This is a genomic window from Citrobacter sp. T1.2D-1, from assembly GCF_950098555.1.
GTDB classification, from domain to species: Bacteria; Pseudomonadota; Gammaproteobacteria; order Enterobacterales; family Enterobacteriaceae; genus Citrobacter_A; species Citrobacter_A telavivensis.
In genome coordinates, this window is sequence record NZ_CATNHH010000004.1 from 45,754 (window position 1) to 70,110 (window position 24,357).

Below are 24,357 nucleotides of genomic sequence, written 5' to 3' on the forward strand. Positions count from 1 at the left end.
CAGGCTCCTTTGGGAGCCTTTTTTATTTTTAAGCTATTCTTATTAACGGAATCATCACGGAATAATTATGAAAAAAGTGATAGTATTTTTTAATTCAGAATCGGCAGTAGTCGTATCAGTCATGAAGAGTATTACTACAATAATGCGTGAGTACCCTAATGGGGAAAAGGCACACCTGCAAGTCATGTCCGCAGGTTTCCCGTCTCTCACTGGAGATCATAAAATAGTTCATGTTGCCTCTGATCGGGCTGTCACTTCGGAAGAAATTATTGCGGCGGCATCAAAGCTCTTTAAATAACGACTCATAGTCCTCTATGAACGGCAGTAAAACTGCGGATTGTTGTTTGCTTCTTGAGCAGGTTTGGTATAAACCATATCCACTAACCTCTTGATTATTGAAACTTTACTGCATATCGTTTATAGATATCAGTGGTTGTATAAGTTTTCACATGAATCATGGGATCTGCTGGGGGCATCGGTGCCGTTACAGACCAAGAGGTGCATAATGAAAATCGAAGAGTTAAAGAGAAAAACTGAAGCGGATATTTCTGATTTTATTACCAAAAAAATAGTTGAGCTCAAAAAAAAGACAGGTAAAGAAGTCTCTGATATCCAGTTTACGGCGCGAGAGAAAATGACTGGGTTGGAAAGCTATGACATCAAAATTAATTTGATCTAGCGGTCATCGACAACCAGCGCTAATGAAAGCATCATCTTATAAAGAGAGGGTGCTTTTTTATTATCAAACTCAAACCACCTCCACTGGAGGTGGTTTGAGCTCATTTCACCCGCTACGCGATGTCGTTACGCTATTCAATCGCCTCGCAAAGTCGCGTCTTCATGTCACGGTAGGTCTGCGCAGCATAGCGTTCGGCCCACTGCTGATCGACAATCTTCTCGACCTTAACCGCACAATACTTGGTTTCCGGCGTTTTTGAGATAGGGTCGAGATTATCCTGCGTTAATTCATTGCACGCGCCAATCCACCATTGATAGGTCATATACACTGCCCCGTGATTAATACGTTCGGAGACATCCGCCCGACTGATCACTTTTCCCCGGCGCGAGCTAACCCACACCAGGTCGCGATGGCGAATGCCCGCCTTTTGCGCATCCTGCAAGCTGATTTGCACATAGCCGGGTTCATCGGCAAGCGCCTGCAGCGCGGCACAGTTACCGGTCATAGAACGACAGGAATAGTGACCGACTTCGCGCACCGTACACAAGACCAGTGGATACACCTCGTCAGGGACTTCCGCAGGGGCGCGCCACGGTGCGGCAAACAACTTGCCTTTACCGTCTTTTGTGTCAAAGCGGCTGTTTTCATACAGATATGGCGTACCGGGGTGGTCAAGGTCGGGGCAGGGCCACTGGACATGTCCCATATCGCCCATCTTTTCGTAAGTCACACCATAGAACAGCGGGCACAGCTCACGCATCTCATCCCAGATTTGCTGATTGTTTTCATAGTGCATGGGGTAGCCCATTTCGCTGGCAAGCAGGCTGATAATTTCCCAGTCGCGCTTCACGTCACCGGTAGGTTCAATGGCCTTTTCAAAGCGCTGGAAGCCCCGATCGGCACAGGTGAATACGCCGCCGTGCTCCCCCCAGGAGGTGGCGGGTAAAATAACGTCCGCCATCTCGGCGGTTTTGGTCATGAAAATATCCTGTACCACGACAAAATCCAGCGCCGCGAAACCGTCGCGCACCAGTCCCAGATCGGCTTCTGTTTGCAGCGGATCTTCCCCCATGATGTAGTAGGCTTTGATTTTGCCTTCCAGCGCCAGATGCGGAACTTCGGTGATGCGTGTGCCGACCTTGTCGTCCATCCGGCTGGCGTCGATTCCCCAGGCGCTGGCGAATTTCTCTCTGACGGCCGCATCGGTAACATCCTGATATCCGGGAAAGAGATTAGGTAATACGCCCATATCGCAGGCTCCCTGGACGTTGTTCTGTCCTCGAACCGGGCCGACACCCACGTGAGGACGACCGAGGTTACCGGTCAACAGCGCAAGGCTCGATAATCCGCGTACCACATCGACGGCCTGACCAAACTGCGTCACGCCCATCCCCCACATTACGGTTGCGGAAGGGGCTGCGGCAAAGGTCCGCATCGCCTGACGCACCTGTGAGGCCGGAACGCCGGTTAAGTGCTCGACGGCTTCCGGCGAATAGTCCTTAACCGTCTGCCAATAGGCATCCAGCCCTTGCGTATGCTTGTGTACGTATTCTTTATCGTAAAGCTGTTCTTCAACGAGGACGTAACCAAAGGCGTTTACCAGCGCCATATTGCAACCGTTATTCAGCTGCAGATGCTGGTCAGCAATGCGGGCGGTTTCTATGCGGCGAGGATCGCAAACAATAATCTTCGCGCCATTCTGACGCGCGTTGATCACCCGACGCGCCACAATCGGGTGAGAGTCTGCACAGTTGTAGCCGAAGATCAGCAGGCATTTGGAGTTTTCTATGTCGCTGATGGAATTACTCATCGCGCCATTGCCCAGCGTTTCCTGGAGTCCGGCCACTGAAGGTCCGTGACACACGCGGGCGCAGCAGTCGACGTTGTTGGTGTTGAGGACCGCTCGGGCGAATTTCTGCATTACATAGTTGGTTTCATTGCCGGTGCCGCGTGAGGAACCGGTAGTCATAATGGCGCGCGGGCCTTCGCTGTCGCGAATTTCCAGTAAACGTCGGGCGGTATAGCGGATCGCTTCATCCCAACTGACCGGGGTAAATTTGCCGCCTTTTTGGTAGCGGATCATCGGACGGGTGAGGCGAGGGGTCAGAAGGCGGGTATCGTTGAGGAAGTCCCAGCCATAGTACCCTTTCAGACAAAGCTGGTTCTGGTTGGTAACGCCCTCAGCCGCTTCGGCGCGGATGATTTTGTTATTTTCAACAACAAGCTTAAGCTTGCACCCGGCCCCACAGTAGGGACAGACACTGGTGATTTTTTTCATCAATAACAGACCTGTTAAAAGCTGAAATAGCGCAAATTGTGACGAAGCCAGCGCGGAGCCGCTGAAGCTTCGGGTTGTCGTCATGACGCAGAGGATAAGCACAATACGTGCCAGAGTGGCAAAGTCAGCGTTGACGCGACTCCAGGCAGAGCCGACAGGAAAAATGACAGTGAATTCGACATAAATGACGAGCTGGCGTCAAAAAAAAGCCCGCACGAAGGCGGGCAAGAAATACTGGAAGCAATGTGAGCAATGTCGTACTAAATACCTGAGTTATTTACTCAACTATTCAGTAATGAGAAAGATAATCTTTATCATCTAAACTTGCAACCCCATCTTTTGTGGGAGAAATCAGAAAGCTCAATAAGGTGATGTACATCACAAATTTCAATTTCCTGACGATGTGCTATCCTTTTTAACGGCGAATAAACCGCTAACGTAAAATCGATAAGCGAGGAAAAAATGGGCATTATTTCATGGATTATTTTTGGTCTGATTGCAGGTATTCTGGCGAAGTGGATTATGCCTGGTAAGGATGGTGGTGGATTCTTTATGACGATCATTCTGGGGATCGTCGGTGCCGTGGTGGGGGGATGGATCAGTACCCTGCTTGGCTTTGGGAAAGTGGACGGCTTTAATTTCGGCAGCTTCGCGGTGGCGATTATTGGTGCTATCGTAGTGCTGTTTATCTACAGAAAAATCAAAAGCTAAGACGCAAAAATTGACTGACAAAAGGCGACCTGAGGGTGGCCTTTGTCATTTTGGGCCAGGTGTTACCACCAGCCCAGTTCGGTACCCAGCACCACAACTACCGCAACGACAATCATAATCAGCGTCGTTTTTTTCATGATTTACGCCCCCGGTGCGGCATAGCCACCGATAAAAAACCAGGCCAAAAAAACCACGGCCGTAATGAAAATGACGACGGGAAACAGTACGCCCAGTCTCATGCGATCACCTGTCTGAATTATGCAAAGAGCTGCAAGGATAACAGGGGTTAATGGGGGACAAAAGGGGTTTTATCCTCGCGCTTTTCGCTTATTCTGCGAGCGGCCAGGGCGTGACACGCAGGCACCCGGCAGGCTATTATTTCTCGGAATTGTCTTAACCAGAGTCGCGAGAGCGCAATGAGAGAAGTATGTTCCAGCTAAAGCCGGGTTCCCTGGCGCTAATCATTGGTGCGAAAACGCCTGCCGGGCGCGGCAACATTGGCAAGTCGGTTGAATTATTTCATCTCTGCCAACCGGGTGAGGTATTTATTAATCCAGTGAATGGATTTACCACGATGCTACCGAAAGAGACGCCGCGTGCGCTCTGGCTGGTGACGGGGGAGGTGGTGTCGGCAAGCGGGCAGCAGGGTTTTGCCTGGGTGAGAGCGGAACACCTGATGCCGCTGCTGCCGGATATTCAGCCTGAAACGACGAATATCCGCAAATTACAACTCACGTAGCCAGTCCGCCAGCACAAGGGCGTGATTCTGTTCGCTGTTTTTGGCGGCATACAGCAGCGTCAGCGTCTGCTGGCGGGCAATCTGCGCCAGTCGCTCACCTTCCTGCTTCTGCGTGGCGAGTTCTGCGCGATACAACTCAGTAAAATGATGAAAATCGATCGTTTCTGCGTGAAAGGCTTTGCGCAGTTCTGTTGAAGGGGTGAGGTCTTTGACCCACTCATTCAGCGCGAGATCCGTTTTTTTGATCCCGCGCGGCCACAGCCGGTCAACCAGCACCCGGTAGCCGTCGTCGTTTTCTGCCGGGTCGTAGACGCGTTTACACTGAATATTCATGATTGTCTCTCTCCTCAATCCAGGCGCAAAACTCATCGAGCTGATGGTCGGAAAAAACCGTTATCCCGTGCTGGCGTAACAGCGCTGCGGCAACACCCGTTCCGGGATGACGTTGACCGCTGAAGCTGCCGTCGTAAATAAACTGACTGCCGCAGGTTGGGCTGCCGTCGGTGAGAAGCGCAACGTCACAGCCGGTCTCTTGCGCAGTACGAAGGGCCAACCAGGCGGCAAGCTGATAGTGCGCCGTGACATCATGACCACTCTGTTCGACAATGGCTGCACGCCCCTGCATGACGTCGTTGCCATCGGCCTGAACAATCTCCGCCGGTGGTCGAGGCGTCGGCAATCCTGCGGCCAGCTCCGGGCAGTGGATCACCAGGCGCTGTTCCGCCTGTAGGTGAGCTAACATCGCCGTTGGCCGGGCTTTCTCGCTGCCGTTATAACGCACCTTCAGCCCCATCAGGCAGGCGCTCACCAGAACCTTACTTTTCATCGCATTTGCCTCGACAAGCAGAAAAACAGCACCCGATCACTATATCACTTTGCGCGTGCCCATCCTTAAATTAAGGTATTGTGATGGCAGTAAAAGATCGGTAGGCTGAGGTTCCTTATGTTGTCCCCAATTGTTCTGACGTAAGGAATTCTCCATGGAAATATCCTCTGTAAAAGATACGCTGCGGATTGCGGTGGTGGGTGATTACAACGCTGGCATCACGGCCCATCAGGCGATTCCTCTGGCCATCGATGACGCCGCTGCGGTTCTGGAACTGGTGGCGGATTACGACTGGCTGGCCAGCACCGAAATCACCAGCGCAGAAGATCTGGTCGGCTATGACGCCATCTGGGTAGTACCCGGTAGTCCATACAAAAATACGCAAGGCGCGCTGACTGCCATCCGTTATGCCCGCGAAAACGGCATTCCCTTCCTGGGAACCTGCGGCGGTTTTCAACATGCCATCCTCGAATACGCTCGTAACGTGCTGGGGTGGTCGGATGCCGCCCATGCGGAAACTGACACGACAGGCCGGATGGTCATTGCGCCACTCATCTGTTCGCTGGTGGAAAAAACCGACGCTATCGAACTGCGACCCAACACTCTGATTGCCAAAGCGTATGGCCAGCCGGTGATTTCAGAAGCCTATCACTGCAACTATGGCATTGCAGAGGCGTTCGCGGCTGAACTGGAAAGCGGCGATCTGCGCGTGACAGGCTGGGATGATAACGGCGAGATTCGGGCGGTGGAGTTGGTCACGCATCCCTTCTATGTGGCGACCCTGTTTCAGCACGAACGGGGCGCGCTGGCGGGTAAACCGGTTCCTCTTGTACAGGCGATGCTGCGCGCCGCGCAAGGCTAATCATCAGGGCAGAGCGGTGAGTCTGCCCTGAATCGTTCAGTCTGTTATCTCTTTATTACGCCCGGCATAGAGGCCGAAGACCGCCATCACGACCGCCAACGCTGCAACGGCCAGCAGCGGGATCTGCCAGCTTCCCTGGGTGTCATGGATCCTGCCCATCAGGGGCGGCCCGCAAGCGGCTAATAAATAGCCGACGGATTGCGCCATGCCGGAAAGTGCTGCCGCCTGATGTGCTGAACTGGCGCGCAGGCCGATGAAGGTCAGCCCCAGAATCATCGTCGCGCCGGAGCCAAATCCAAACAGCAGCGTCCACAGCACCGCCTGACCCGGCATAAACCAGAACCCTGTCGCACCCACTGCACACATGAACGACACCAGCGCGGCGATGCTGCGCTGATCGTGAAAACGGTACAGCACCAGCGGAATGAGTAAACCGGGAGAGGCGGTCGCCAACTGGAGCAAACCGTGCAGCGAGCCGGCCTGTGCCTCACTGTAACCGTGGCTGATTAAGATAGCCGGCAGCCAGCCGATGATCACATAATAAATCAGCGAGTTAATCCCAAGAAATAACGTCACCTGCCAGGCCAGCGGCGAACGCCAGATGCCGCGCGCATGCAAAGTGCGCGAGGTGGTCACGTTCGCGTGGGCGGTATTGCGCCATTGCGGCAGCCAGACCAGAAATGCCAGCAGTGGGAACACCATCAGCAGCAGCAGCGCACCGCGCCAGCCGAATCCGCTCAGCGCCAGTGGAACCACCAGCGCAGAGCCCAGCGCGGCGGCGGCCCCCATCGTCAGGGAATAAGCGCCGGTCAGTCTGGCGACGTGCTGCGAAAAATCGCGCTTGATCAGACCCGGCAGCAACACGTTGCCGAGGGCGATACCACAACCGATGATGGCGGTGCCGAGAAACAGCAATGAGGCGGATGACAGAGAACGCACGGCAATCCCGGCGCAAATCAGTAACATCGCGACAAAGAGGCTGCGTTCCATACCAATACGACGGGCAATGCCTGCGGCAAGGGGAGAAACCAGCGCGAACGCCAGCAGCGGCAGGGTGGTTAATAGCCCTGTCTGGGCCGTCGTGAGACCATAATCCGTGCGAATCGCATCCAGCAAAGGGGCGGCGCCGGTAAACGTCACGCGTAGCGTGGTGGCAATCATCAGGATACCCGCAATCAACAGGGCTCCGTGGTTGCCGCGTGGTGGTGAAGAAGTCATTGTTCTCTCATATCAACAGGTGAGGCCGTACCTTACCGCGTTTATCTGCGTAACGAATCAAGCTAAAATGACAGTTTATCGCTAATTTCGGACAAAATAATGTACAGCCTGCGACTCGACGGATACGACCCCGATCTTCACCACGATGCCGCCGTGGCGTTTCGTATCCGCGCCCGCCCGGACGAGCTGTTCAGTGCACAGCATCAGCATCGTAAAGGGCAACTGATTATGGCATTGCACGGGGCCGTCACCTGTGATGTTGAGTGCGCTATGTGGATGGTGCCGCCGCAGTACGCAGTCTGGATCCCCGGCGGCGTTCCTCACAGTAACCATGTTACGGCAGGCGCGGAGCTCTGCTTTCTGTTTATCGAACCGGATGCGGTCACTTTGCCGGGAAGATGTTGTACGTTAAAAATATCTCCGCTTTGTCGGGAACTGATCCTTTCTCTGGCGACGCGTAGCGACGGTCAGCGGGCAGAACCGCAGACGCAGCGCCTGACGCAGGTGTTGTTCGATGAACTCCCGCAGCAGCCACAGGAGCAGATGCAACTGCCGGTTTCTGCGCACCCGAAGATCCGCCGGATGGTTGAAACGATGGCGCGCGAACCGGCGCAGTGGCAGACGCTTGGGCAGTGGGCCAGTGTATTTGCGATGAGCGAGCGCAATCTCGCCCGGCTGGTCGTCAGGGAGACAGGGCTCAGCTTTCGTCGCTGGCGTCATCAACTCCAGCTTATTCTGGCTTTACAGGCCCTTGTCGGGGGGCACAACGTGCAGCAGGCAGCGCAACTGTTGGGATACGACTCGACCACCGCGTTCATCACCATGTTCAAAAAAGGCCTGGGCCAGACGCCAGGCCGTTATCTGGCGGGGTTGACTACTGCCTTCCCACAATAAGCGAGACAAGACCGGCGGCGATAAGCGGCCCGACAGGCACACCGCGAAACAAGGCCACGCCAAGCACCGTACCGACCAGCAACCCGGCGACCAGTTGGGGTTGGCTACCCATCAGCGTCACACCGCGACCGCCGAGCCACGACACCACCACGCCAACCACAATCGCCACCAGTGATTTCCAGTTAAGGAAAGAGTGGATCAATGTAGAAGGCGGCAGCGTCCCGCTGGCGATCGGCGCCATGACGCCAATCGTCAGGATAATAATCCCGATGGTTAGCCCTTGTTTTTCAATCCACGGGAAAAAGGTATTGAGCGGAGTAACGCGGACAATAATCAGCACCAGAATTGAAACGGCGACAGTGGTGTTATGGCTGACAAAGCCCAGAGCTGCCAGTCCAAGCAGAACCAGCAGAGTGACATCAAACATCGTTGTTTCCTTGCCAAAAAAAGTTAAGCCTGTTTACTCTACGCTCAAACGCAATGCAGAACAGACTTTTTTAGAATCAGGTCGCTATTTTCAGGCAAATGCATGATGGCGAAAAAACAGGCGATTTTGGTGTTTTGTCATCAAATTGCCATTATCGCGGGCTATCAATAACAGGTGAGCAGGTATCTCTCATTATGAGGTGTAGCCATGAACGATCACATGTTTATTGAGACGCTAATTATTAGCTCATCCTTTTTCGCCATTGCCGCCGTTATCGTGATCTCTGTGTTAATTCTCGAACGCGGTAGCTGAATGCCTACGATACGCGGTGAAATGCCACCCGTTCAGGCTGAGCAATGCGCAGATAATCGTCAGTATTGAGAATGATCGACTTCGTGAGCACACCAGCGTTAAAGGCAATTTCGCTATAGCGCTCGAAGAGCAGCGGATCGGCAACCAGTTTTAGCTGCGGATGAAAACTGAAGGGCGGAATCGCACCAAACACGCAACCGGTGAGCTCGTCTACCTCTGCCGGGCTGGCGAGAGAGGCTCGCAGGCCGCCAAGATAGGTAGCCAGTTGACCGAGGTCGGCTTGTTGATCGGCGGGCAAAATCGCCAGTACATGCTGATTCACTCCATTGCCTTTGACTTTGCAGACCAGCGCCTTTGCTCCCTGACCCAGTGCGGTGCCCCGAATTTCTGACACTGCCTCGCATTTGCCCACGGCCTCATGGCTGACGACGCGATAACGGGCGCCCTCCAGAGATAATAAATCGAGTAAACGCTGATGGGTGTCGCTGCCTTTTTCCATTTTGCTCATCTTTCACTCCTGTTCGCGCGAAAAAAACACGGGACAGATTATCACGAACGCTGGTGATTTTGGTGCTTGTTGAGGTAAAGCTGCTCGTCAGACGCGGTGTAGGCATCATGCAGCGTATCGTTCGGCTGCATGCTGTAACTTCCTGATGAAAAACGAATATCCCTCTCCGGCGCGACGGTTCGCAGATGGCTGGCAATCCGTTCCGGCAGACGAGCAGCCATGTCTGGCTCGGCGTCTATCAGAATGATGCAAAACTCATCACCGCCCAGGCGGATGGCGTAATCGCTCTTACGTACCGATGCCTCGATGGCTTTCGCCAGCAGCGTGATCGCCCGATCGCCCGCGTGATGCCCCAGCGTATCGTTAATCATCTTCAGCTTATCGAGGTCGATGGCGATAAAGGTCACCGGCGCACCGGCGCTGACCAATCGTTGCAATCGTTGCTCAAGCGTCGGGGTTAAAATTTTACGGTTATACAGCCCCGTCATCGCATCACTGATATTTTCGCGGGTGACATTGTGGTAAAGGCGGAAATGCAGTCTGACCATATTGAGGAGCAGGGCGGTCGCCAGCAGGTAAAACAGAAACAATTTCCAGGAAGAAACAATGAAATACAAAATATCGAGTGACAGCTCGACGTGCAGGCCACCGGGAAGATTGCTGATGTAATTGACGTACGGGAAAAGGTTATTTTCGCTTTGATGAATAATAATTGTTTTATCTGAGTCGGTATCGGTGACGCTGGCATTGAGATAACGCCAGACCAGGGGACGATCGTGGGTAAACACAATATTTTGCAAATTGTGTTTGTTAATATCCACCATCACGATGCCTTTTAGCTTACCGTTCAGATAGACCGGTGTTAAAAAACTCATCACATTAAGTTCAGTACGATCGTCCTGATAGATACTCGACAGCACGGTCCGGCCAGAAAACAATTCATCAATATCAGCCTGATGAATACCTAATGAGCCTTTCTGTAAAAAAGCCCAATGATGCATGGCAAACTGATGCGTATTGATCAAATCATAGAAGTAAATATATTGATTCTGTAAATCCAGATAATAATGAAATTTCTCTTCTGAGGTGGCGAGTCCTTTTCCATAATCAACCTGTTCCCGGTTAACCTTCACGGCCTGGTCAAAGGCAGGGAGCAGGAGTACATCGTCCGTGATACGCGCGCAGTCCGCAACAGAAGTCTGTAACGTACCGTTGAGCGCGGGATAATTATGCCTTGTCAGATTCAGACCATACACCGAGTTGGCACTTTCAAACGCCTGACAAAGGGTATTGCGCGCTTCGACAGAGACCATTTTCTCCGGCGAGGCTAGTGTGCGCATCAGATGAGCGGCAATACTCTGGTTTTGGTATTTATCATACAGAAACGAGGAGTCTGCTTTTTCGATGATATAGCGCATATAGCCATTCATTGCCTTATGACTGGCAATAAGTTCGTAGATCAAAAAGGAAGATGTCAGAACGACAACGCTTGCGGAAATAAAGAGCCTGAGCGCTTTATGAGGCAATTTCATGATAAACAGCAACCCTCCTGGTCAGATAATCTATTTTATCACACGTCACAGGTGCAACCTACCGACCAACGGGAATAGTTAGTACAAAAGGCATGAAATGAACCAGCCAGGAGATTATTTACCTGGCTGGTTGCGGTTTAATTGACGCTGGTGGTACCTTGTTTTTGAAAAAGCTCGCGGAACACCGGATAAATATCATCCTGATCGCGAATATGCTGCATCGCAAAATTATCAAAGGTGGACTGCAGATGCTCATATTCGCGCCATAATGTCTGATGCGCGCGGCGGGTAATTTCGATGTAACTGTAATAGCGAACCACTGGCAACAGTTTTTTCGCCAGAATTTCATGGCACAGCGGGGAGTCATCCGCCCAGTTATCACCATCGGATGCCTGTGCGGCGTAAATGTTCCACTGCGCAGGATCGTAACGCTCTTTCACGACGTCATCCATCAGCTTCAGGGCGCTGGAGACAATGGTTCCCCCGGTTTCCTGAGAGTAGAAGAACTCATGCTCGTCGACCTCTTTCGCCTGAGTGTGATGACGGATGTAGACCACTTCCACGTTTTTATACGTTCGGCTCAAGAACAGATAGAGCAGAATATAAAAGCGTTTGGCCATGTCCTTCGTCGACTGATCCATGGAGCCGGAGACATCCATCAGGCAGAACATGACCGCCTGGCTGGAAGGATCGGGACGCTTCTCATAATTTTTATAACGTAAGTCGAAGGTGTCGATGAACGGCACGCGCTCGATTTTGGCCCGCAGTTCGGCAATCTCTTTGCGTAGCCGTTCCTCCTCCAGAAGTTGCGCCGGTTCGCTCTTGCTGATGGTGTCGAGATCCTGCTCCAGCGCGTGCAGTTCGCGTCGTTTGCCTGCCGTCATGGCCGTACGCCGGGCGAGGGAGTTTTGCAACGACCGCACGACGCTGATATTGGCCGGAACGCCGTTGGCGGTATAGCCCGCACGATGCGTTTTATACTCCGTAAGCTGACGCTGCTGATTTTGCTTCAGATTAGGCAGCGCTAAGTCTTCGAAAAGCAGATCCAGGTATTCATCTTTGGAGATCTGAAAGACGAATTCATCCTGGCCTTCACCGTCCTGACTGGCCTGACCCTGTCCACTTCCGGATCCACCGCCGCCACCCTGTGGGCGCTCAATACGGTCATTCTGCACGAAATGGTCGTTTCCCGGATGAACGCGATGGCGCAGGCCGCCGCGTCCCTGATGAAACATCGGTTCGCTAATATCTTCCGTCGGAATGGAGACAGATTCACCGCTGTCTACATCGGTCACCGAACGCTTGTTAATGGCCTCGGAGATCGACTGTTTAATTTGTGCTTTATAACGGCGTAAAAAGCGCTGGCGGTTAACCGTGCTCTTATTTTTACCGTTAAGTCGTCGGTCAATGAACCAGGTCATATGTCCCCCGTACTGCATTTGCCAACTTTATGCGGCACCTGTAGTGCCAGATACGCCTCGCTTATCCGGCCTACGGTTCGCTGTCGTTGTGGGCCCGGCTGGCACAATGCGTCGCCGGGCCGTTTGCTGTTAAGACGATTTACGTACGCGCAGATACCATTCGCACAGTAAACGCACTTGTTTACGGGTATAGCCTTTTTCCATCATCCGGTCGACAAAGTCGTCGTGTTTCTTCTGCTCATCGGTCGAGGTTTTGGCATTGAACGAAATGACCGGCAGCAGCTCTTCGGTATTGGAGAACATTTTCTTCTCAATGACCGTGCGCAGTTTTTCATAGCTGGTCCAGTTCGGATTCCGTCCGCTGTTGTTGGCGCGCGCGCGCAGCACAAAGTTGACGATTTCATTACGGAAATCTTTCGGATTACTGATCCCCGCGGGTTTCTCAATTTTCTCCAGCTCAGCGTTCAGCGATTCACGGTCAAACAACTGACCGGTATCCGGATCGCGGTACTCCTGATCCTGAATCCAGAAATCGGCATACGTGACATAACGGTCGAAAATGTTCTGTCCGTATTCCGAGTAGGATTCCAGATAGGCGGTCTGGATCTCTTTGCCAATGAACTCGGCGTATTTCGGGATCAGATACCCTTTCAGGAACTCGAGATAGCGTTCTGCCTGCTCCTGTGGGAACTGTTCACGTTCGATCTGCTGTTCCAGTACATAGAACAGATGAACCGGGTTAGCGGCAACTTCGACATGGTCAAAGTTAAAGACGCGCGAGAGGATCTTAAACGCGAAGCGGGTTGACAGGCCGTTCATCCCTTCGTCAACGCCGGAGTAGTCGCGGTACTCCTGATATGACTTCGCTTTCGGATCGGTATCTTTCAGACTTTCACCGTCATAGACGCGCATTTTCGAGTAGATACTCGAGTTTTCCGGATCTTTCAGACGGGAAAGAATCGAGAAGCGCGCCAGCGTTTCCAGGGTTCCCGGCGCGCAGGGCGCGTGGGTCAGCTCGCTGTGGTTAAGCAATTTCTCGTAGATTTTAATCTCTTCAGAAATGCGTAAGCAGTACGGTACCTTCACGATATAAACACGATCGAGGAAGGCTTCGTTGTTTTTATTGTTACGGAAAGTCACCCATTCCGACTCGTTCGAGTGGGCGAGAATAATACCGTTGAACGGCAGGGCGGAGATCCCCTCGGTGCCGTTGTAGTTCCCTTCCTGAGTGGCGGTCAGCAGCGGATGTAGCACTTTAATCGGTGCTTTAAACATCTCGACAAATTCCATAATCCCCTGGTTCGCCCGGCACAGCGCGCCGGAATAGCCATACGCGTCCGGATCGTTCTGGGCGTGGTGTTCGAGTTTACGAATATCCACTTTCCCGACCAGCGCGGAGATATCCTGGTTGTTCTCATCGCCGGGCTCCGTTTTGGCAATCGCGATTTGCGCAAGGATTGACGGCCAGACTTTTACCACGCGGAACTTGGTGATATCCCCACCGAACTCATGCAGGCGTTTGGCAGCCCACGGCGACATAATGGTGCCGAGATAACGGCGCGGAATGCCGTACTCTTTTTCCAGAATCTGGGTATCTTCCTGCGGATTAAACAGACACAGTGGATGATCGTTCACCGGACTGCGCTCACCGTTGGCGCTCAGGACATAAATCGGGACGCGCTGCATCAACGACTTCAGTCGTTCGGCAAGCGACGATTTCCCGCCCCCTACAGGCCCCAACAGATACAGGATCTGTTTCTTCTCTTCCAGCCCCTGAGCCGCGTGTTTCAGATAAGAGACAATCTGTTCGATCGCGTCTTCCATGCCGTAAAACTCTTCAAACGCCGGGTAACGAGCGATAACCCGGTTGGAGAAGAGGCGAGAAAGTCGGGGTTCCTGGGCAGTATCAACCATGACGGGTTCACCAATAGCCATCAATAGCCGTTCTGCCGCGTTGGCATAAGCACTGCGATCTTGCCGACAAGTGGTAAGAAACTCCTGCAGTGTGAACTCTTCGTCCTTGGCAGCTTCATAACGCTGGCGATAGTGATCGAATATATTCATGATATGCCGTCCTTTCGTTTTTTAGCACAGGTTAAGAGCCGTTCATATGAATAGTAGAGGCTCCCGGAAGAGGTAGACTGAACGACGTCATTTACTGTCTCGTATCAAAAAAACAGCAACTCTCATGCCAGCTTGTACAGCGTGAGACCAACGTGCCCGGCGATACAACTTCTAAATTAAAGCGTAGATGGCATTTGCAAAACTTGCATGCGCTCGCAAATGATTTTCAATGGCATATCAATAACTCATCCGCAAAAAATGCATAGTTAATGTAAATAAAGTGGCAGGAGATCACACCGTTTTCATCCCACTGTAAGCCGCGTGTCATCTCAGCCTGCAAAATTAGACGGTTACATTCTTTCATTAATTTGTAAAATGGTTGGGTTGTAACGTATTGGCGGTTACACTTTTGCCGCTGAACAATTGAATAAGGAAAGATGGATTGTGACCAAACTCAAACTTCTGGCACTTGGCGTGTTTATCGCATCGTCTGCTACCGTGGTGCACGCTGAAAGCAACCTGACGCTTGGCGCTGGCGTTGGTGTGGTTGAACACCCTTATAAAGATTACGACGCAGATGTTTACCCGGTTCCGGTGATCAACTACGAAGGCGACAACTTCTGGTTCCGTGGTCTGGGCGGTGGATACTATCTATGGAACGACACTGCAGACAAGTTGTCGATCACGGCCTACTGGTCCCCGATGTATTTCAAACCGGGCGACAGCGACGATCGTCAGATGCGTCGTCTGGATAAGCGTAAGAGCACCATGATGGCGGGCTTATCTTACGTCCATAATACCGAATACGGTTTTCTGCGTACCACGCTCGCCGGGGATACGCTGGACAACAGCAACGGTATCGTCTGGGATCTGGCCTGGCTGTATCGCTACACCAATGGCGGCCTGACGTTGACGCCGGGTATTGGTGTTGAGTGGAACAGTGAGAATCAGAACGACTACTACTACGGTGTGTCTCGTAAAGAGTCCGCAAGAAGCGGTATGCGTGGCTATAACCCGAACGACAGCTGGAACCCGTACCTGGAGCTGAGCGCGAACTACAACTTCCTCGGTGACTGGAGCGTTTACGGTACTGCACGTTACACCCGTCTGTCGGATGAAATTACCGACAGCCCGATGATCGACAAATCCTGGACTGGCCTGATTTCGACCGGGATCACCTATAAGTTCTGATTGTGCATTATTACTGTGCAATTTGTGCATCAAAACAGGGCGCTTGCGCCCTGTTTTGCATTACGGTGGTGCACAACAAAGGAGGATGTGATGACAGATAAACAGGTTGTTTTTGCCGGTGGGGTTGTTCTGCCCGCGATCGGGCAGGGGACGTGGTATATGGGTGAGAATCCCGGCCATCGCCGGGCGGAAGTGTCTGCACTCCGTGCGGGCGTCGATCTGGGGCTGACGCTCATCGACACCGCCGAAATGTATGCCGATGGCGGAGCGGAAGAAGTGGTCGGTGAGGCGTTGAACGGCTTACGTGAACGCGTTTTTCTGGTGTCGAAGGTCTATCCGTGGAACGCGGGGGGACAAAAAGCGATTGCCGCCTGCGAGGCCAGCCTGCGCCGCCTGAAAACCGACTATCTGGATCTCTACTTATTGCACTGGTCGGGTAACTTCACCTTTGCCGAGACGGTTGAGGCGATGGAAACACTGATTGCCCAGGGCAAAATTCGTCGCTGGGGAGTGTCCAATCTCGACGTTGACGATATGCAGGCGCTGTGGCAGGTCCCGGGCGGCAGGCAGTGCGCGACCAATCAGGTGCTGTATCATTTGGCTTCACGCGGCATTGAGTACGATCTGCTACCGTGGTGTCAGCAGCATCAACTCCCCGTGATGGCCTACAGCCCGCTGGCGCAAGCCGGACGACTTCGCAGCGGCTTGCTGAACCATCCCGTGGTCAATGAGATTGCGCATGCGCACAGTGCGTCAGCGGCGCAGATCCTGTTGGCGTGGGTCATCAGTCATCAGGGGGTGATGGCAATTCCGAAAGCGGCAAGTGTCGAGCATGTGCAGCAAAATGCGGCGGCGCTGAGCATTACGCTTTCAGCCCAGGAACTCGCCGCGCTGGATAAGGCGTATCCCGCGCCGAAGGGGAAAACGGCGCTGGACATGGTGTGACGATGCCGGATGTTATTTTTGTAGGCCAGATAAGGCGTTAGCCGCCATCTGGCATTGATTGCCGGATGGTGATGCTCACGCATCTTATCCGGCCTACAGAAACTCCGGCATCACTTATTACTTAACGTCTGGTCACGCGAACAGTCTGTGCCAGGCGGGACGGTTTCTCTTCGGTGGTCTTCTGTGCCGCGGTGGCGTATGCCGTTTCCACACACACAAAGGTTTTGTAGCCATCGTCCGGCATATCGCCCATGCTTACGGACAGCGCCGGGCCCGGGTTCCAGCCGACGACGTTAAGGTGGTGATGATGCACGACGTCGATGTTGCGGTTCAGTGCAGCATCGTGAATCACGCTGCAGGCTTCCGGGTTCAGATAGACGCGGTCGGTACGATCCGGGAAAGTCTGTACGCCATCGGTCAGTGCATCTTCTTTTGCATTGTTCACTTTGTCGATAAAACGATCGCCCAGACCGCTGACTTTCACCGCCGCGATATCGCCAACGTTGAAATAGGTATGCAGCGCGGAGGTTGTTTCAAATTCGCCGTGCGCTTCCAGTTCGATCTCACAGGTTTTACCCACTTTAAAGCGCGCCAGCAGGGTGAAGTCATGCGGCCAGTACTGGCGAGTCGCTTCACTGCTTTGCAGTTCAAAGGTCAGCACCGCACCGTTGTCGTCTTCATTATGCGCCTTCAGCGTCCACGGCAGGTTACGGGCAAATCCATGCGCCGGTAGACCCTGCTGGGCCGCCGGACCAAACCACGGCCAGCAGATTGGCACGCCACCGCGCAGTGCGACGCCATTTTTAAACGGTGTGTTGTTGCTCAGCCACAGAACCTCTTGTTCTCCCGCCGGTTTCCAGGAGAGCAGGTGCGCGCCCTGTAACGCGAAAGACGCTTTCACCTGGGGGTGGTCGACGACAATCACATCGAGTTCGTCGAGCTGACGACGGGAGAGGACAGGGGTAATGTGTTCGATTACCGGAAGTGCAAAAATTTTATTGATCATGATGTAATCCTTTCTCTTCAGGCAAAAAAAAGAGCGACCGAAGTCGCTCTTACAGATTACTGTTTCATCTCAACTTATTTGGAGATGTGAGCAATCAGATCCAGAACCTTGTTGGAATAACCGGTTTCGTTGTCGTACCAGGAAACCAGTTTCACGAAGTTGTCGTTCAGTGCGATACCGGCTTTGGCATCGAACACGGAAGTGCAAACTTCGCCGTTGAAATCGGTAGAAACAACGTCGTCTTCGGTGTAACCCAGAACGCCTTTCATCGGGCCTTCGGAAGCAGCTTTGATCGCTTTCTTAATGTCTTCGTAAGAAGCAGCTTTTTCCAGACGAACGGTCAGGTCAACAACGGATACGTTCGGAGTCGGAACGCGGAACGCCATACCCGTCAGTTTGCCATTCAGTTCTGGCAGTACTTTACCAACGGCTTTAGCCGCACCGGTAGAGGATGGGATGATGTTCTGAGCCGCGCCACGGCCGCCACGCCAGTCTTTGTGAGACGGGCCATCAACGGTTTTCTGAGTTGCGGTGGTTGCGTGAACAGTGGTCATCAGACCTTCGATGATACCGAAGTTGTCGTTGATAACTTTAGCCAGCGGAGCCAGGCAGTTGGTGGTGCAGGATGCGTTGGAAACGATGTCCTGGCCAGCATATTTGTCAAAGTTAGCGCCTTTAACAAACATCGGGGTGTCATCTTTGGACGGACCAGTCAGTACGACTTTCTTCGCGCCAGCAGTGATATGCTTACGAGCAGTCTCGTCGGTCAGGAAGATACCGGTCGCTTCAGCCACTACGTCAACACCAACTTCGTCCCATTTCAGGTTAGCCGGATCACGTTCAGCGGTAACACGGATTTTTTTACCGTTAACGATCAGATGACCGTCTTTCACTTCAACGGTACCGTCGAAACGGCCGTGAGTGGAGTCATATTTCAGCATGTAAGCCATGTATTCAGCGTCTAACAGGTCGTTGATTGCAACGATCTCGATGTCAGAACGTTTCTGAGCAGCACGGAAAACAATGCGACCGATACGGCCAAAACCGTTGATACCTACTTTGATAGTCATATATTCCACCAGCTATTTGTTAGTGAATAAAAGGTTGCCTGTAAAATTACAAAAACCTTACGCAGCGTCAAGCGGAATCGTGTCAATCATTGCGACAAATCAATCCTCTGCACAAGCTTTGCGCAGCTGATTCGCCTCACTCTTCCATTGGGCTTGAAACCACATGGGGGCGGCGCCCCGAATTTTAAAGGGCAACTGAGATAAAAACGTGATTTGCATCACGATTCACAAGCTGCCATTTCGCAAGGATCAAGTTTAGAACAAAAGTCTGCACTCAGGTGTTAATGTTTTGTTAGAATCTGTCGTGCAATGTCAGCGTCATGAAAAGTGAGATGTGAGCAAATGGCGAACAAACCTTCTACGGAAGATCTAAAAAAAAACCTGTCTGAAATGCAGTTCTACGTGACGCAGAATCACGGCACAGAACCGCCATTTACAGGGCAGTTGCTGCATAACAAGCGAGACGGCGTTTATCACTGTTTGATCTGCGATGCGCCACTGTTTACCTCCCAGTCCAAATACGATTCCGGCTGCGGCTGGCCCAGCTTTTACGAACCGGTGAGTGAAGAGTCGATCCGCTACATCAAGGACTTCTCGCACGGCATGCAACGTATTGAAATTCGCTGTGGAAACTGCGACGCGCATCTGGGACACGTCTTCCCCGATGGTCCGCAACCTACCGGCGAACGCTACTGTGTCAATTCAGCTTCTCTGAGCTTTACCGATGATGAAAACGGTGACCAGACCAAAGGTTGAAAAAACGATTCAGCAATTTATTCCATAGGAGCGGACTTATCATGAATCTTGATGAGATAGTTAACAGCATGACGCCGGAAGTGTATCAGCGCTTATCAACCGCCGTTGAACTGGGAAAATGGCCGGATGGCGTGGCGCTGACTCCGGAGCAAAAAGATAACAGTCTGCAACTGGTGATGCTCTGGCAGGCGCGCCACAATACTGACGCTCAGCATATGACGATTGATACCAACGGGCAGATGGTGATGAAGAGCAAGCAGCAACTGAAGGTCGATTTTGGCATTACGCCAGAACCGATTGCGACGTTTAAATCCTGATAGCGCGCAGTGAGGCCCGGCATTCTACAGTATTGCCGGGCTAACGCGGCGGATTATTTTTTATTCAGCATTGCCTTCAGGTCGGCAAAAGGGTTGTACGTGGCTTCGCCAACGCTCTTTTGCGCATCCTCTCCAGCCACCACTGTGGAACCATATTGATCGGCTTCCGTGTATTTGGAATGCTCATGATCGTGGCAGTACAGGCACAACATCTCCCAGTTGCTGCCGTCTTCCGGATTATTGGAATGATCGTGATCGATATGATGCACCGTCAGTTCGCGAAGATTTGAATAGACAAATTCGCGGGAACAGCGGCCGCAGACCCACGGGAAGAGTTTTAGCGCCTTTTCCCGGTAGCCAACTTCCAGACGGGCGTAATTTTTAGGGATAAAAGCCATACAATCCCATGCCTCCAGTTGAAAATGAAACGTGACGTCAAACACTGACGCAACGGCCTGGGGCCATCATAACCGATTCCGTTTCGCGTAACACACCGATCCCGCAGCTTGTGAAAAAAATGCCCTGTGCGGGCGCACAGGGCATTATCAGCAATGGGTGGCGCTTAGTGTTGAATGCCTAAGGATTCCGCCAGCTGTTTCGCAAGCTGGTTATTGTCGTCCGCACCGTACTCCCAGAACATTGCGCCGGCCAGTCCGCGCTTCTTGATGTACTCCGCTTTGATTGCCACCGAGCGGGGGTTTTCGTAAGAGAGGGCAAACAGGGGCTTACCGTCAGCCGACTGAACGGACAGCCACGGCACCATCGCCTGAGCGTCCCAGTGTTCGGTAAAACGCTTCTGCGGATCGTTGAGAAACGTTTTGACAATGTCGTTGTACTTCACGTAGGTGTCTTTGGTCAGATCGACCCCCAGCGATTTAAACAGTGTGATTTCCGGTTCGCCAAAGTAGGGCAGAGTGACCGGATTTTTTTGTGCGTCCGGCTTCGTCCAGTCAATTCCCGGCTCCACCGTACGTTTGGGGACGCGACCATAAAAACCGATCCCCAGATTCATCTGTTGGGGTTTTAGGCCAGCGGCAAGGTAGTTGTTGACCACAAAGTCGACGCTGTACTTATCGGCAGTTGCCACGGTTGGCCAGTCTTTCGAATCATACAGGTTGGCGTTGAAATATTGCGTTCCGTAGGCCATGTCGTAAGTCATCAGGTTGATGTAGTCGAGTAGCAGCGCAATCGCCTTCACATCCACCCAACTTTTCGGACTTTCCGCATTCGCCCCGACGGCAATCGTCACCAGTTTCTGGTTGCCGACCGCCTGACGCAGTTCTTTCAGCAGCAGCGTGAAATTCTCACGATCGGCGGGCTGACTGGCAACCAGTCCCCAGGCACCGTTGACCGGGTATTCCCAGTCCAGATCGATACCGTCGAGTCCGTATTTCTGCACTATCTCCATAGCGGACTGAATAAACACGGCACGTGTTTCCGGCGTCGCGGCGGCACCCGAGAATCCGCGCGCCCCCCAGCCGCCGACAGAAAGCAGGACTTTCAGACGCGGGTTCTGTTTACGCAGTACCGGGAGCAGGGCGAGGTCAGACTCCACTTTCGGCGACAGCCAGATCTGATGAAGCTTCGTCGGATCTTTTAGCGCGGCGTTGGTTTCGTCTTTTTCAGCGTTGTAAATCAAGCCGAACGAGTAGTTGAGGTGGGTAATCTGGCGGACATCCAGTTTGTTGATATCGCCGCCCGGTCCGGCGGTGACATCTCCGCCGCCGTTGAAGTAGCCGACGGACATCATAGAACTGGCGGACGCGACAGACGCGCATAGCAGGGGTAATGCTGCCAACAAGGGCAAACGTTTCATAGCGATCCTCTTTGACATTAAAAAAAAACAAACACGCCACTGAAATGGCGTGGCGAAAAAACAACCTGAACAAACTAGCACCTTCGTGCAGGAAAAACTACGAAGGTGTTCACGGCATTTTTGCAAAGCCTCTTCCACATTCCTTTGTTTTCACGGATCAGTTTCTTCGTATTTGTGATCTGAGTTGCGAAATGCAGATGTTTGTCTGTGTTTTAAAGATTCAATGTTGACCTCAAAGATTTTGTGGGTAAGTATGATGGGCATTGATGCAAAACTAAACACAAAGGAAAAAGCAATGAAAGCACTGGCAAGATTTGGTAAGGCCTTTGGTGGCTACAAGATGATTGACGTACCGCAACCTGTATGCGGACCTGACGATGTGGTGATTGAAATCAAAGCGGCAGCAATCTGTGGCGCAGACATGAAACATTACAACGTTGATAGCGGTTCCGATTGGTTTAACTCCATTCGTGGCCATGAGTTTGCAGGACGTATTACGCAGGTTGGGGAAAAGGTTAAAGACTGGAAGGTGGGTCAGCGCGTGGTTTCAGACAACAGTGGGCATGTCTGCGGCGTCTGCCCGGCCTGTGAGCAGGGGGATTTTCTGTGTTGCACAGAAAAAGTGAATCTGGGATTGGATAATAACACCTGGGGTGGTGGATTTTCGAAATACTGCCTGGTGCCGGGTGAAATCCTGAAAATTCATCGCCATGCCCTGTGGGAGATCCCGGAAAACGTTGATTACGAAGAGGCCGCAGTGCTGGATCCCATCTGCAACGCCTATAAATCTATTGCTCAGCAATCCAAATTTTTACCGGGTCAGGACGTGGTGGTGATCGGCACGGGTCCGCTAGGGCTGTTCTCTGTGCAGATGGCTCGCATCATGGGCGCGGTCAATATTGTGATGGTCGGCCTGGAAGAGGATGTCCCTGTTCGTTTCCCGGTGGCGAAAGAATTGGGTGCGACGGCGGTCGTTAACGGCTCCACGGAAGATGTGGTCGCACGCTGTCAGGAAATCTGCGGCAAAGACAATCTTGGCCTGGTGATCGAGTGTTCTGGCGCCAACATTGCCCTGAAGCAGTCCATCGAAATGCTGCGTCCTAACGGTGAAGTGGTGCGCGTTGGTATGGGGTTCAAACCGCTCGATTTCTCCATTAACGACATCACTGCGTGGAACAAAAGCATTATCGGACATATGGCCTACGATTCCACCTCCTGGCGTAATGCCATTCGCTTACTCGCCAGTGGCGCAATCCAGGTCAAACCGATGATTACGCATCGTATTGGCCTGTCACAGTGGCGTGACGGTTTCGACGCGATGGTCGATAAAACGGCGATCAAAGTGATTATGACCTACGACTTTGATGAATAACCCTTCTGCTAAAGGAACGTTATCGAATGGAACAGATAACAAAGCCACATTGCGGCGCCCGACTGGATCGCCTGCCGGATTGTCGCTGGCATACATCAATGTTTGCGATGGTTGCCTTTGGGTTACTTGTCTGCTGGAGTAATGCCGTTGGTGGGTTGATCCTCGCGCAGCTAAAAGAGTTAGGCTGGACTGATAATTCCACAACCGCCACTTTTTCCGCGATTACCACGGCGGGGATGTTCCTCGGCGCCCTGGTTGGTGGGATCATCGGTGATAAAACCGGACGCAGAAATGCGTTTATCCTCTACGAAGCGATTCATATTGCCGCCATGGTGGTTGGCGCATTTTCGCCAAATATGGATTTCCTGATCGCCTGCCGTTTTGTTATGGGCATCGGGTTAGGGGCGTTGCTGGTTACTCTCTTTGCCGGATTTACGGAGTATATGCCGGGAAGAAACCGGGGCACCTGGTCAAGTCGGGTTTCGTTTATCGGTAACTGGTCGTATCCGCTGTGTTCGCTCATCGCGATGGGACTCACACCGCTGATTAGCGCAGAGTGGAACTGGCGCGTGCAGCTGTTAATCCCGGCCGTATTATCACTTATTGCCACTGCACTTGCCTGGCGTTGGTTCCCTGAATCACCCCGCTGGCTGGAGTCACGCGGACGCTATCAGGACGCCGAAAAAGTCATGCAGGCGATTGAAGAGGGGGTGATGCGTCAAACGGGTAAGCCGCTGCCACCGGTCATTATCGAAGACAACGGTAAGCCGCCACGTTCAGTACCGTATTCCGCATTGCTGACCGGTGTATTACTGAAGCGCGTTATTTTGGGTTCCTGTGTGCTGATTGCCATGAACGTCGTGCAATACACGTTAATTAACTGGTTGCCGACAATATTTATGACCCAGGGAATCAATCTGAAAGACTCCATTGTATTAAATACGATGAGTATGTTCGGCGCGCCGTTTGGTATTTTCATCGCCATGCTGGTGATGGATAAAATCCCCCGTAAAACGATGGGTGTAGGTTTATTAATATTGATTGCCGTGCTCGGGTATATCTATTCACTGCAAACCAGCATGTTGCTGATTACCTTAATTGGCTTTTTCCTGATTACCTTTGTCTATATGTATGTCTGCTACGCTTCGGCCGTTTATGTACCGGAAATCTGGCCTACGGAAGCGAAGCTTAGAGGATCAGGCCTGGCGAATGCCGTTGGTCGAATCAGCGGGATTGCCGCACCTTACGCCGTCGCGGTGTTGCTTAACGGTTATGGTGTGACGGGCGTCTTCATCCTGCTGGGCGCCGTCTCAATTATTGTCGCTGTTGCTATTGCCACTATCGGAATAGAAACAAAAGGTGTCTCGGTCGAGAGTCTGGGTATTGATGCGGTAACGAATAAATAAAGGAATG

The 24,357-nt window shown here is 52.4% G+C and carries 27 protein-coding genes; 13 read left to right on the forward strand and 14 right to left on the reverse strand.

Translation table 11 applies throughout. The features are described 5' to 3' along the window. Positions 1 to 67 precede the first annotated feature (67 nt). Together QQZ17_RS06060 and QQZ17_RS06065 are read left to right on the forward strand one after the other, a co-directional pair. Positions 68 to 298, forward strand: coding sequence for a hypothetical protein (locus QQZ17_RS06060; protein ID WP_152404975.1), 231 nt, complete (start codon positions 68 to 70; stop codon positions 296 to 298). A 207-nt stretch (positions 299 to 505) separates the two neighbouring features. Next, complete coding sequence (locus QQZ17_RS06065) at positions 506 to 679, forward strand: GnsA/GnsB family addiction module toxin (RefSeq protein WP_152404974.1); 174 nt, start codon at positions 506 to 508, stop codon at positions 677 to 679. 130 nt (positions 680 to 809) lie between these two features. Here the strand turns inward: QQZ17_RS06065 and fdhF are convergent, their stop codons facing one another. Next, positions 810 to 2,957, reverse strand: coding sequence for a formate dehydrogenase subunit alpha (gene fdhF, locus QQZ17_RS06070; protein WP_152404973.1), 2,148 nt, complete (start codon positions 2,955 to 2,957; stop codon positions 810 to 812). A gap of 462 nt (positions 2,958 to 3,419) precedes the next feature. On the opposite strand from fdhF, the gene QQZ17_RS06075 reads away from it, so the two are divergent. Further along, positions 3,420 to 3,668 carry a GlsB/YeaQ/YmgE family stress response membrane protein gene (locus tag QQZ17_RS06075; protein WP_046479627.1) on the forward strand — a complete coding sequence of 83 codons (249 nt, stop codon included), beginning with the start codon at positions 3,420 to 3,422 and terminating at the stop codon, positions 3,666 to 3,668. A 140-nt stretch (positions 3,669 to 3,808) separates the two neighbouring features. Here QQZ17_RS06075 and QQZ17_RS06080 read toward each other — a convergent pair whose 3' ends face one another. Next, complete coding sequence (locus tag QQZ17_RS06080) at positions 3,809 to 3,907, reverse strand: YoaK family small membrane protein (RefSeq protein ID WP_152404972.1); 99 nt, start codon at positions 3,905 to 3,907, stop codon at positions 3,809 to 3,811. Positions 3,908 to 4,095: 188 nt separating this feature from the next. Between QQZ17_RS06080 and QQZ17_RS06085 the strand changes: the two genes are divergently transcribed. Further along, entirely contained in the window at positions 4,096 to 4,407 is a 312-nt protein-coding gene (locus QQZ17_RS06085; protein ID WP_152404971.1) for a hypothetical protein, read from the forward strand. Here the strand turns inward: QQZ17_RS06085 and QQZ17_RS06090 are convergent. Together QQZ17_RS06090 and QQZ17_RS06095 are read right to left on the reverse strand one after the other, a co-directional pair. Beyond that, positions 4,393 to 4,740: a DUF488 domain-containing protein gene (locus QQZ17_RS06090; RefSeq protein ID WP_152404970.1), complete on the reverse strand. Its 348-nt coding sequence runs from the start codon at positions 4,738 to 4,740 to the stop codon at positions 4,393 to 4,395. The genes QQZ17_RS06085 and QQZ17_RS06090 overlap by 15 nt on opposite strands. Further along, positions 4,724 to 5,233 carry a DUF523 domain-containing protein gene (locus QQZ17_RS06095; RefSeq protein ID WP_152404969.1) on the reverse strand — a complete coding sequence of 170 codons (510 nt, stop codon included), beginning with the start codon at positions 5,231 to 5,233 and terminating at the stop codon, positions 4,724 to 4,726. Before QQZ17_RS06095 ends, QQZ17_RS06090 begins: the two co-directional genes overlap by 17 nt. A gap of 154 nt (positions 5,234 to 5,387) precedes the next feature. Between QQZ17_RS06095 and QQZ17_RS06100 the strand changes: the two genes are divergently transcribed. Next, positions 5,388 to 6,095, forward strand: a complete 708-nt coding sequence (locus QQZ17_RS06100; RefSeq protein ID WP_152404968.1) for a CTP synthase C-terminal region-related (seleno)protein — start codon at positions 5,388 to 5,390, stop codon at positions 6,093 to 6,095. 36 nt (positions 6,096 to 6,131) lie between these two features. Here the strand turns inward: QQZ17_RS06100 and QQZ17_RS06105 are convergent, their stop codons facing one another. Further along, on the reverse strand, positions 6,132 to 7,313 hold the full coding sequence (locus tag QQZ17_RS06105) for a CynX/NimT family MFS transporter (protein WP_152404967.1): 1,182 nt from the start codon (positions 7,311 to 7,313) through the stop codon (positions 6,132 to 6,134). 99 nt (positions 7,314 to 7,412) lie between these two features. Between QQZ17_RS06105 and QQZ17_RS06110 the strand changes: the two genes are divergently transcribed. Beyond that, a complete protein-coding gene (locus tag QQZ17_RS06110; protein ID WP_152404966.1) occupies positions 7,413 to 8,207 on the forward strand; it encodes an AraC family transcriptional regulator in 795 nt (264 codons plus the stop codon). Here the strand turns inward: QQZ17_RS06110 and QQZ17_RS06115 are convergent. Beyond that, positions 8,188 to 8,634, reverse strand: a complete 447-nt coding sequence (locus tag QQZ17_RS06115; protein WP_042319499.1) for a DUF441 domain-containing protein — start codon at positions 8,632 to 8,634, stop codon at positions 8,188 to 8,190. The two genes, QQZ17_RS06110 and QQZ17_RS06115, sit on opposite strands and share 20 nt — an antisense overlap. A 207-nt stretch (positions 8,635 to 8,841) precedes the next feature. Here QQZ17_RS06115 and yoaI point away from each other — a divergent pair, with 207 nt between their 5' ends. Further along, positions 8,842 to 8,946 (forward strand): small membrane protein YoaI, encoded by a 105-nt coding sequence (yoaI, locus tag QQZ17_RS06120; RefSeq protein WP_094465381.1) that lies wholly within the window; start codon positions 8,842 to 8,844, stop codon positions 8,944 to 8,946. A 4-nt stretch (positions 8,947 to 8,950) separates the two neighbouring features. Here yoaI and QQZ17_RS06125 read toward each other — a convergent pair whose 3' ends face one another. From QQZ17_RS06125 to yeaG, 4 genes are all read right to left on the reverse strand, one after another. After that, positions 8,951 to 9,454, reverse strand: coding sequence for a YbaK/prolyl-tRNA synthetase associated domain-containing protein (locus tag QQZ17_RS06125; protein ID WP_152404965.1), 504 nt, complete (start codon positions 9,452 to 9,454; stop codon positions 8,951 to 8,953). A 41-nt stretch (positions 9,455 to 9,495) separates the two neighbouring features. After that, positions 9,496 to 10,986, reverse strand: coding sequence for a diguanylate cyclase DgcJ (dgcJ, locus tag QQZ17_RS06130; RefSeq protein WP_152404964.1), 1,491 nt, complete (start codon positions 10,984 to 10,986; stop codon positions 9,496 to 9,498). A gap of 137 nt (positions 10,987 to 11,123) precedes the next feature. Next, positions 11,124 to 12,407 carry a YeaH/YhbH family protein gene (locus QQZ17_RS06135; RefSeq protein WP_152404963.1) on the reverse strand — a complete coding sequence of 428 codons (1,284 nt, stop codon included), beginning with the start codon at positions 12,405 to 12,407 and terminating at the stop codon, positions 11,124 to 11,126. Between the two features lie 129 nt (positions 12,408 to 12,536). Then, positions 12,537 to 14,471: a protein kinase YeaG gene (yeaG, locus tag QQZ17_RS06140; protein WP_043000926.1), complete on the reverse strand. Its 1,935-nt coding sequence runs from the start codon at positions 14,469 to 14,471 to the stop codon at positions 12,537 to 12,539. Positions 14,472 to 14,915: 444 nt separating this feature from the next. Between yeaG and QQZ17_RS06145 the strand changes: the two genes are divergently transcribed. Continuing rightward, positions 14,916 to 15,662, forward strand: a complete 747-nt coding sequence (locus tag QQZ17_RS06145) for a MipA/OmpV family protein (RefSeq protein WP_046479642.1) — start codon at positions 14,916 to 14,918, stop codon at positions 15,660 to 15,662. Between the two features lie 90 nt (positions 15,663 to 15,752). Continuing rightward, positions 15,753 to 16,607: an aldo/keto reductase gene (locus tag QQZ17_RS06150; protein ID WP_152404962.1), complete on the forward strand. Its 855-nt coding sequence runs from the start codon at positions 15,753 to 15,755 to the stop codon at positions 16,605 to 16,607. 121 nt (positions 16,608 to 16,728) lie between these two features. On the opposite strand, the gene QQZ17_RS06155 is transcribed toward QQZ17_RS06150, so the two are convergent. Beyond that, entirely contained in the window at positions 16,729 to 17,613 is an 885-nt protein-coding gene (locus QQZ17_RS06155; RefSeq protein WP_152404961.1) for a D-hexose-6-phosphate mutarotase, read from the reverse strand. A 74-nt stretch (positions 17,614 to 17,687) separates the two neighbouring features. After that, entirely contained in the window at positions 17,688 to 18,683 is a 996-nt protein-coding gene (gene gapA / locus QQZ17_RS06160; protein WP_042319484.1) for a glyceraldehyde-3-phosphate dehydrogenase, read from the reverse strand. 342 nt (positions 18,684 to 19,025) lie between these two features. Between gapA and msrB the strand changes: the two genes are divergently transcribed. Continuing rightward, positions 19,026 to 19,439, forward strand: a complete 414-nt coding sequence (gene msrB / locus QQZ17_RS06165; protein WP_152404960.1) for a peptide-methionine (R)-S-oxide reductase MsrB — start codon at positions 19,026 to 19,028, stop codon at positions 19,437 to 19,439. A 41-nt stretch (positions 19,440 to 19,480) separates the two neighbouring features. Beyond that, complete coding sequence (locus QQZ17_RS06170; protein WP_046479650.1) at positions 19,481 to 19,756, forward strand: YeaC family protein; 276 nt, start codon at positions 19,481 to 19,483, stop codon at positions 19,754 to 19,756. Between the two features lie 53 nt (positions 19,757 to 19,809). Here the strand turns inward: QQZ17_RS06170 and yajD are convergent, their stop codons facing one another. Together yajD and QQZ17_RS06180 are read right to left on the reverse strand one after the other, a co-directional pair. Further along, positions 19,810 to 20,154, reverse strand: coding sequence for an HNH nuclease YajD (yajD, locus tag QQZ17_RS06175; RefSeq protein WP_042319478.1), 345 nt, complete (start codon positions 20,152 to 20,154; stop codon positions 19,810 to 19,812). Between the two features lie 164 nt (positions 20,155 to 20,318). Next, positions 20,319 to 21,572, reverse strand: coding sequence for a glycoside hydrolase family 18 protein (locus tag QQZ17_RS06180; protein ID WP_152404959.1), 1,254 nt, complete (start codon positions 21,570 to 21,572; stop codon positions 20,319 to 20,321). A 295-nt stretch (positions 21,573 to 21,867) separates the two neighbouring features. On the opposite strand from QQZ17_RS06180, the gene QQZ17_RS06185 reads away from it, so the two are divergent. Then, the gene (locus tag QQZ17_RS06185; RefSeq protein WP_152404958.1) at positions 21,868 to 22,944 is read left to right on the forward strand and encodes a zinc-binding dehydrogenase; all 1,077 of its coding nucleotides are present in this window, start codon (positions 21,868 to 21,870) and stop codon (positions 22,942 to 22,944) included. Between the two features lie 26 nt (positions 22,945 to 22,970). Beyond that, entirely contained in the window at positions 22,971 to 24,350 is a 1,380-nt protein-coding gene (locus QQZ17_RS06190; protein ID WP_152404957.1) for an MFS transporter, read from the forward strand. Positions 24,351 to 24,357: the final 7 nt, after the last annotated feature.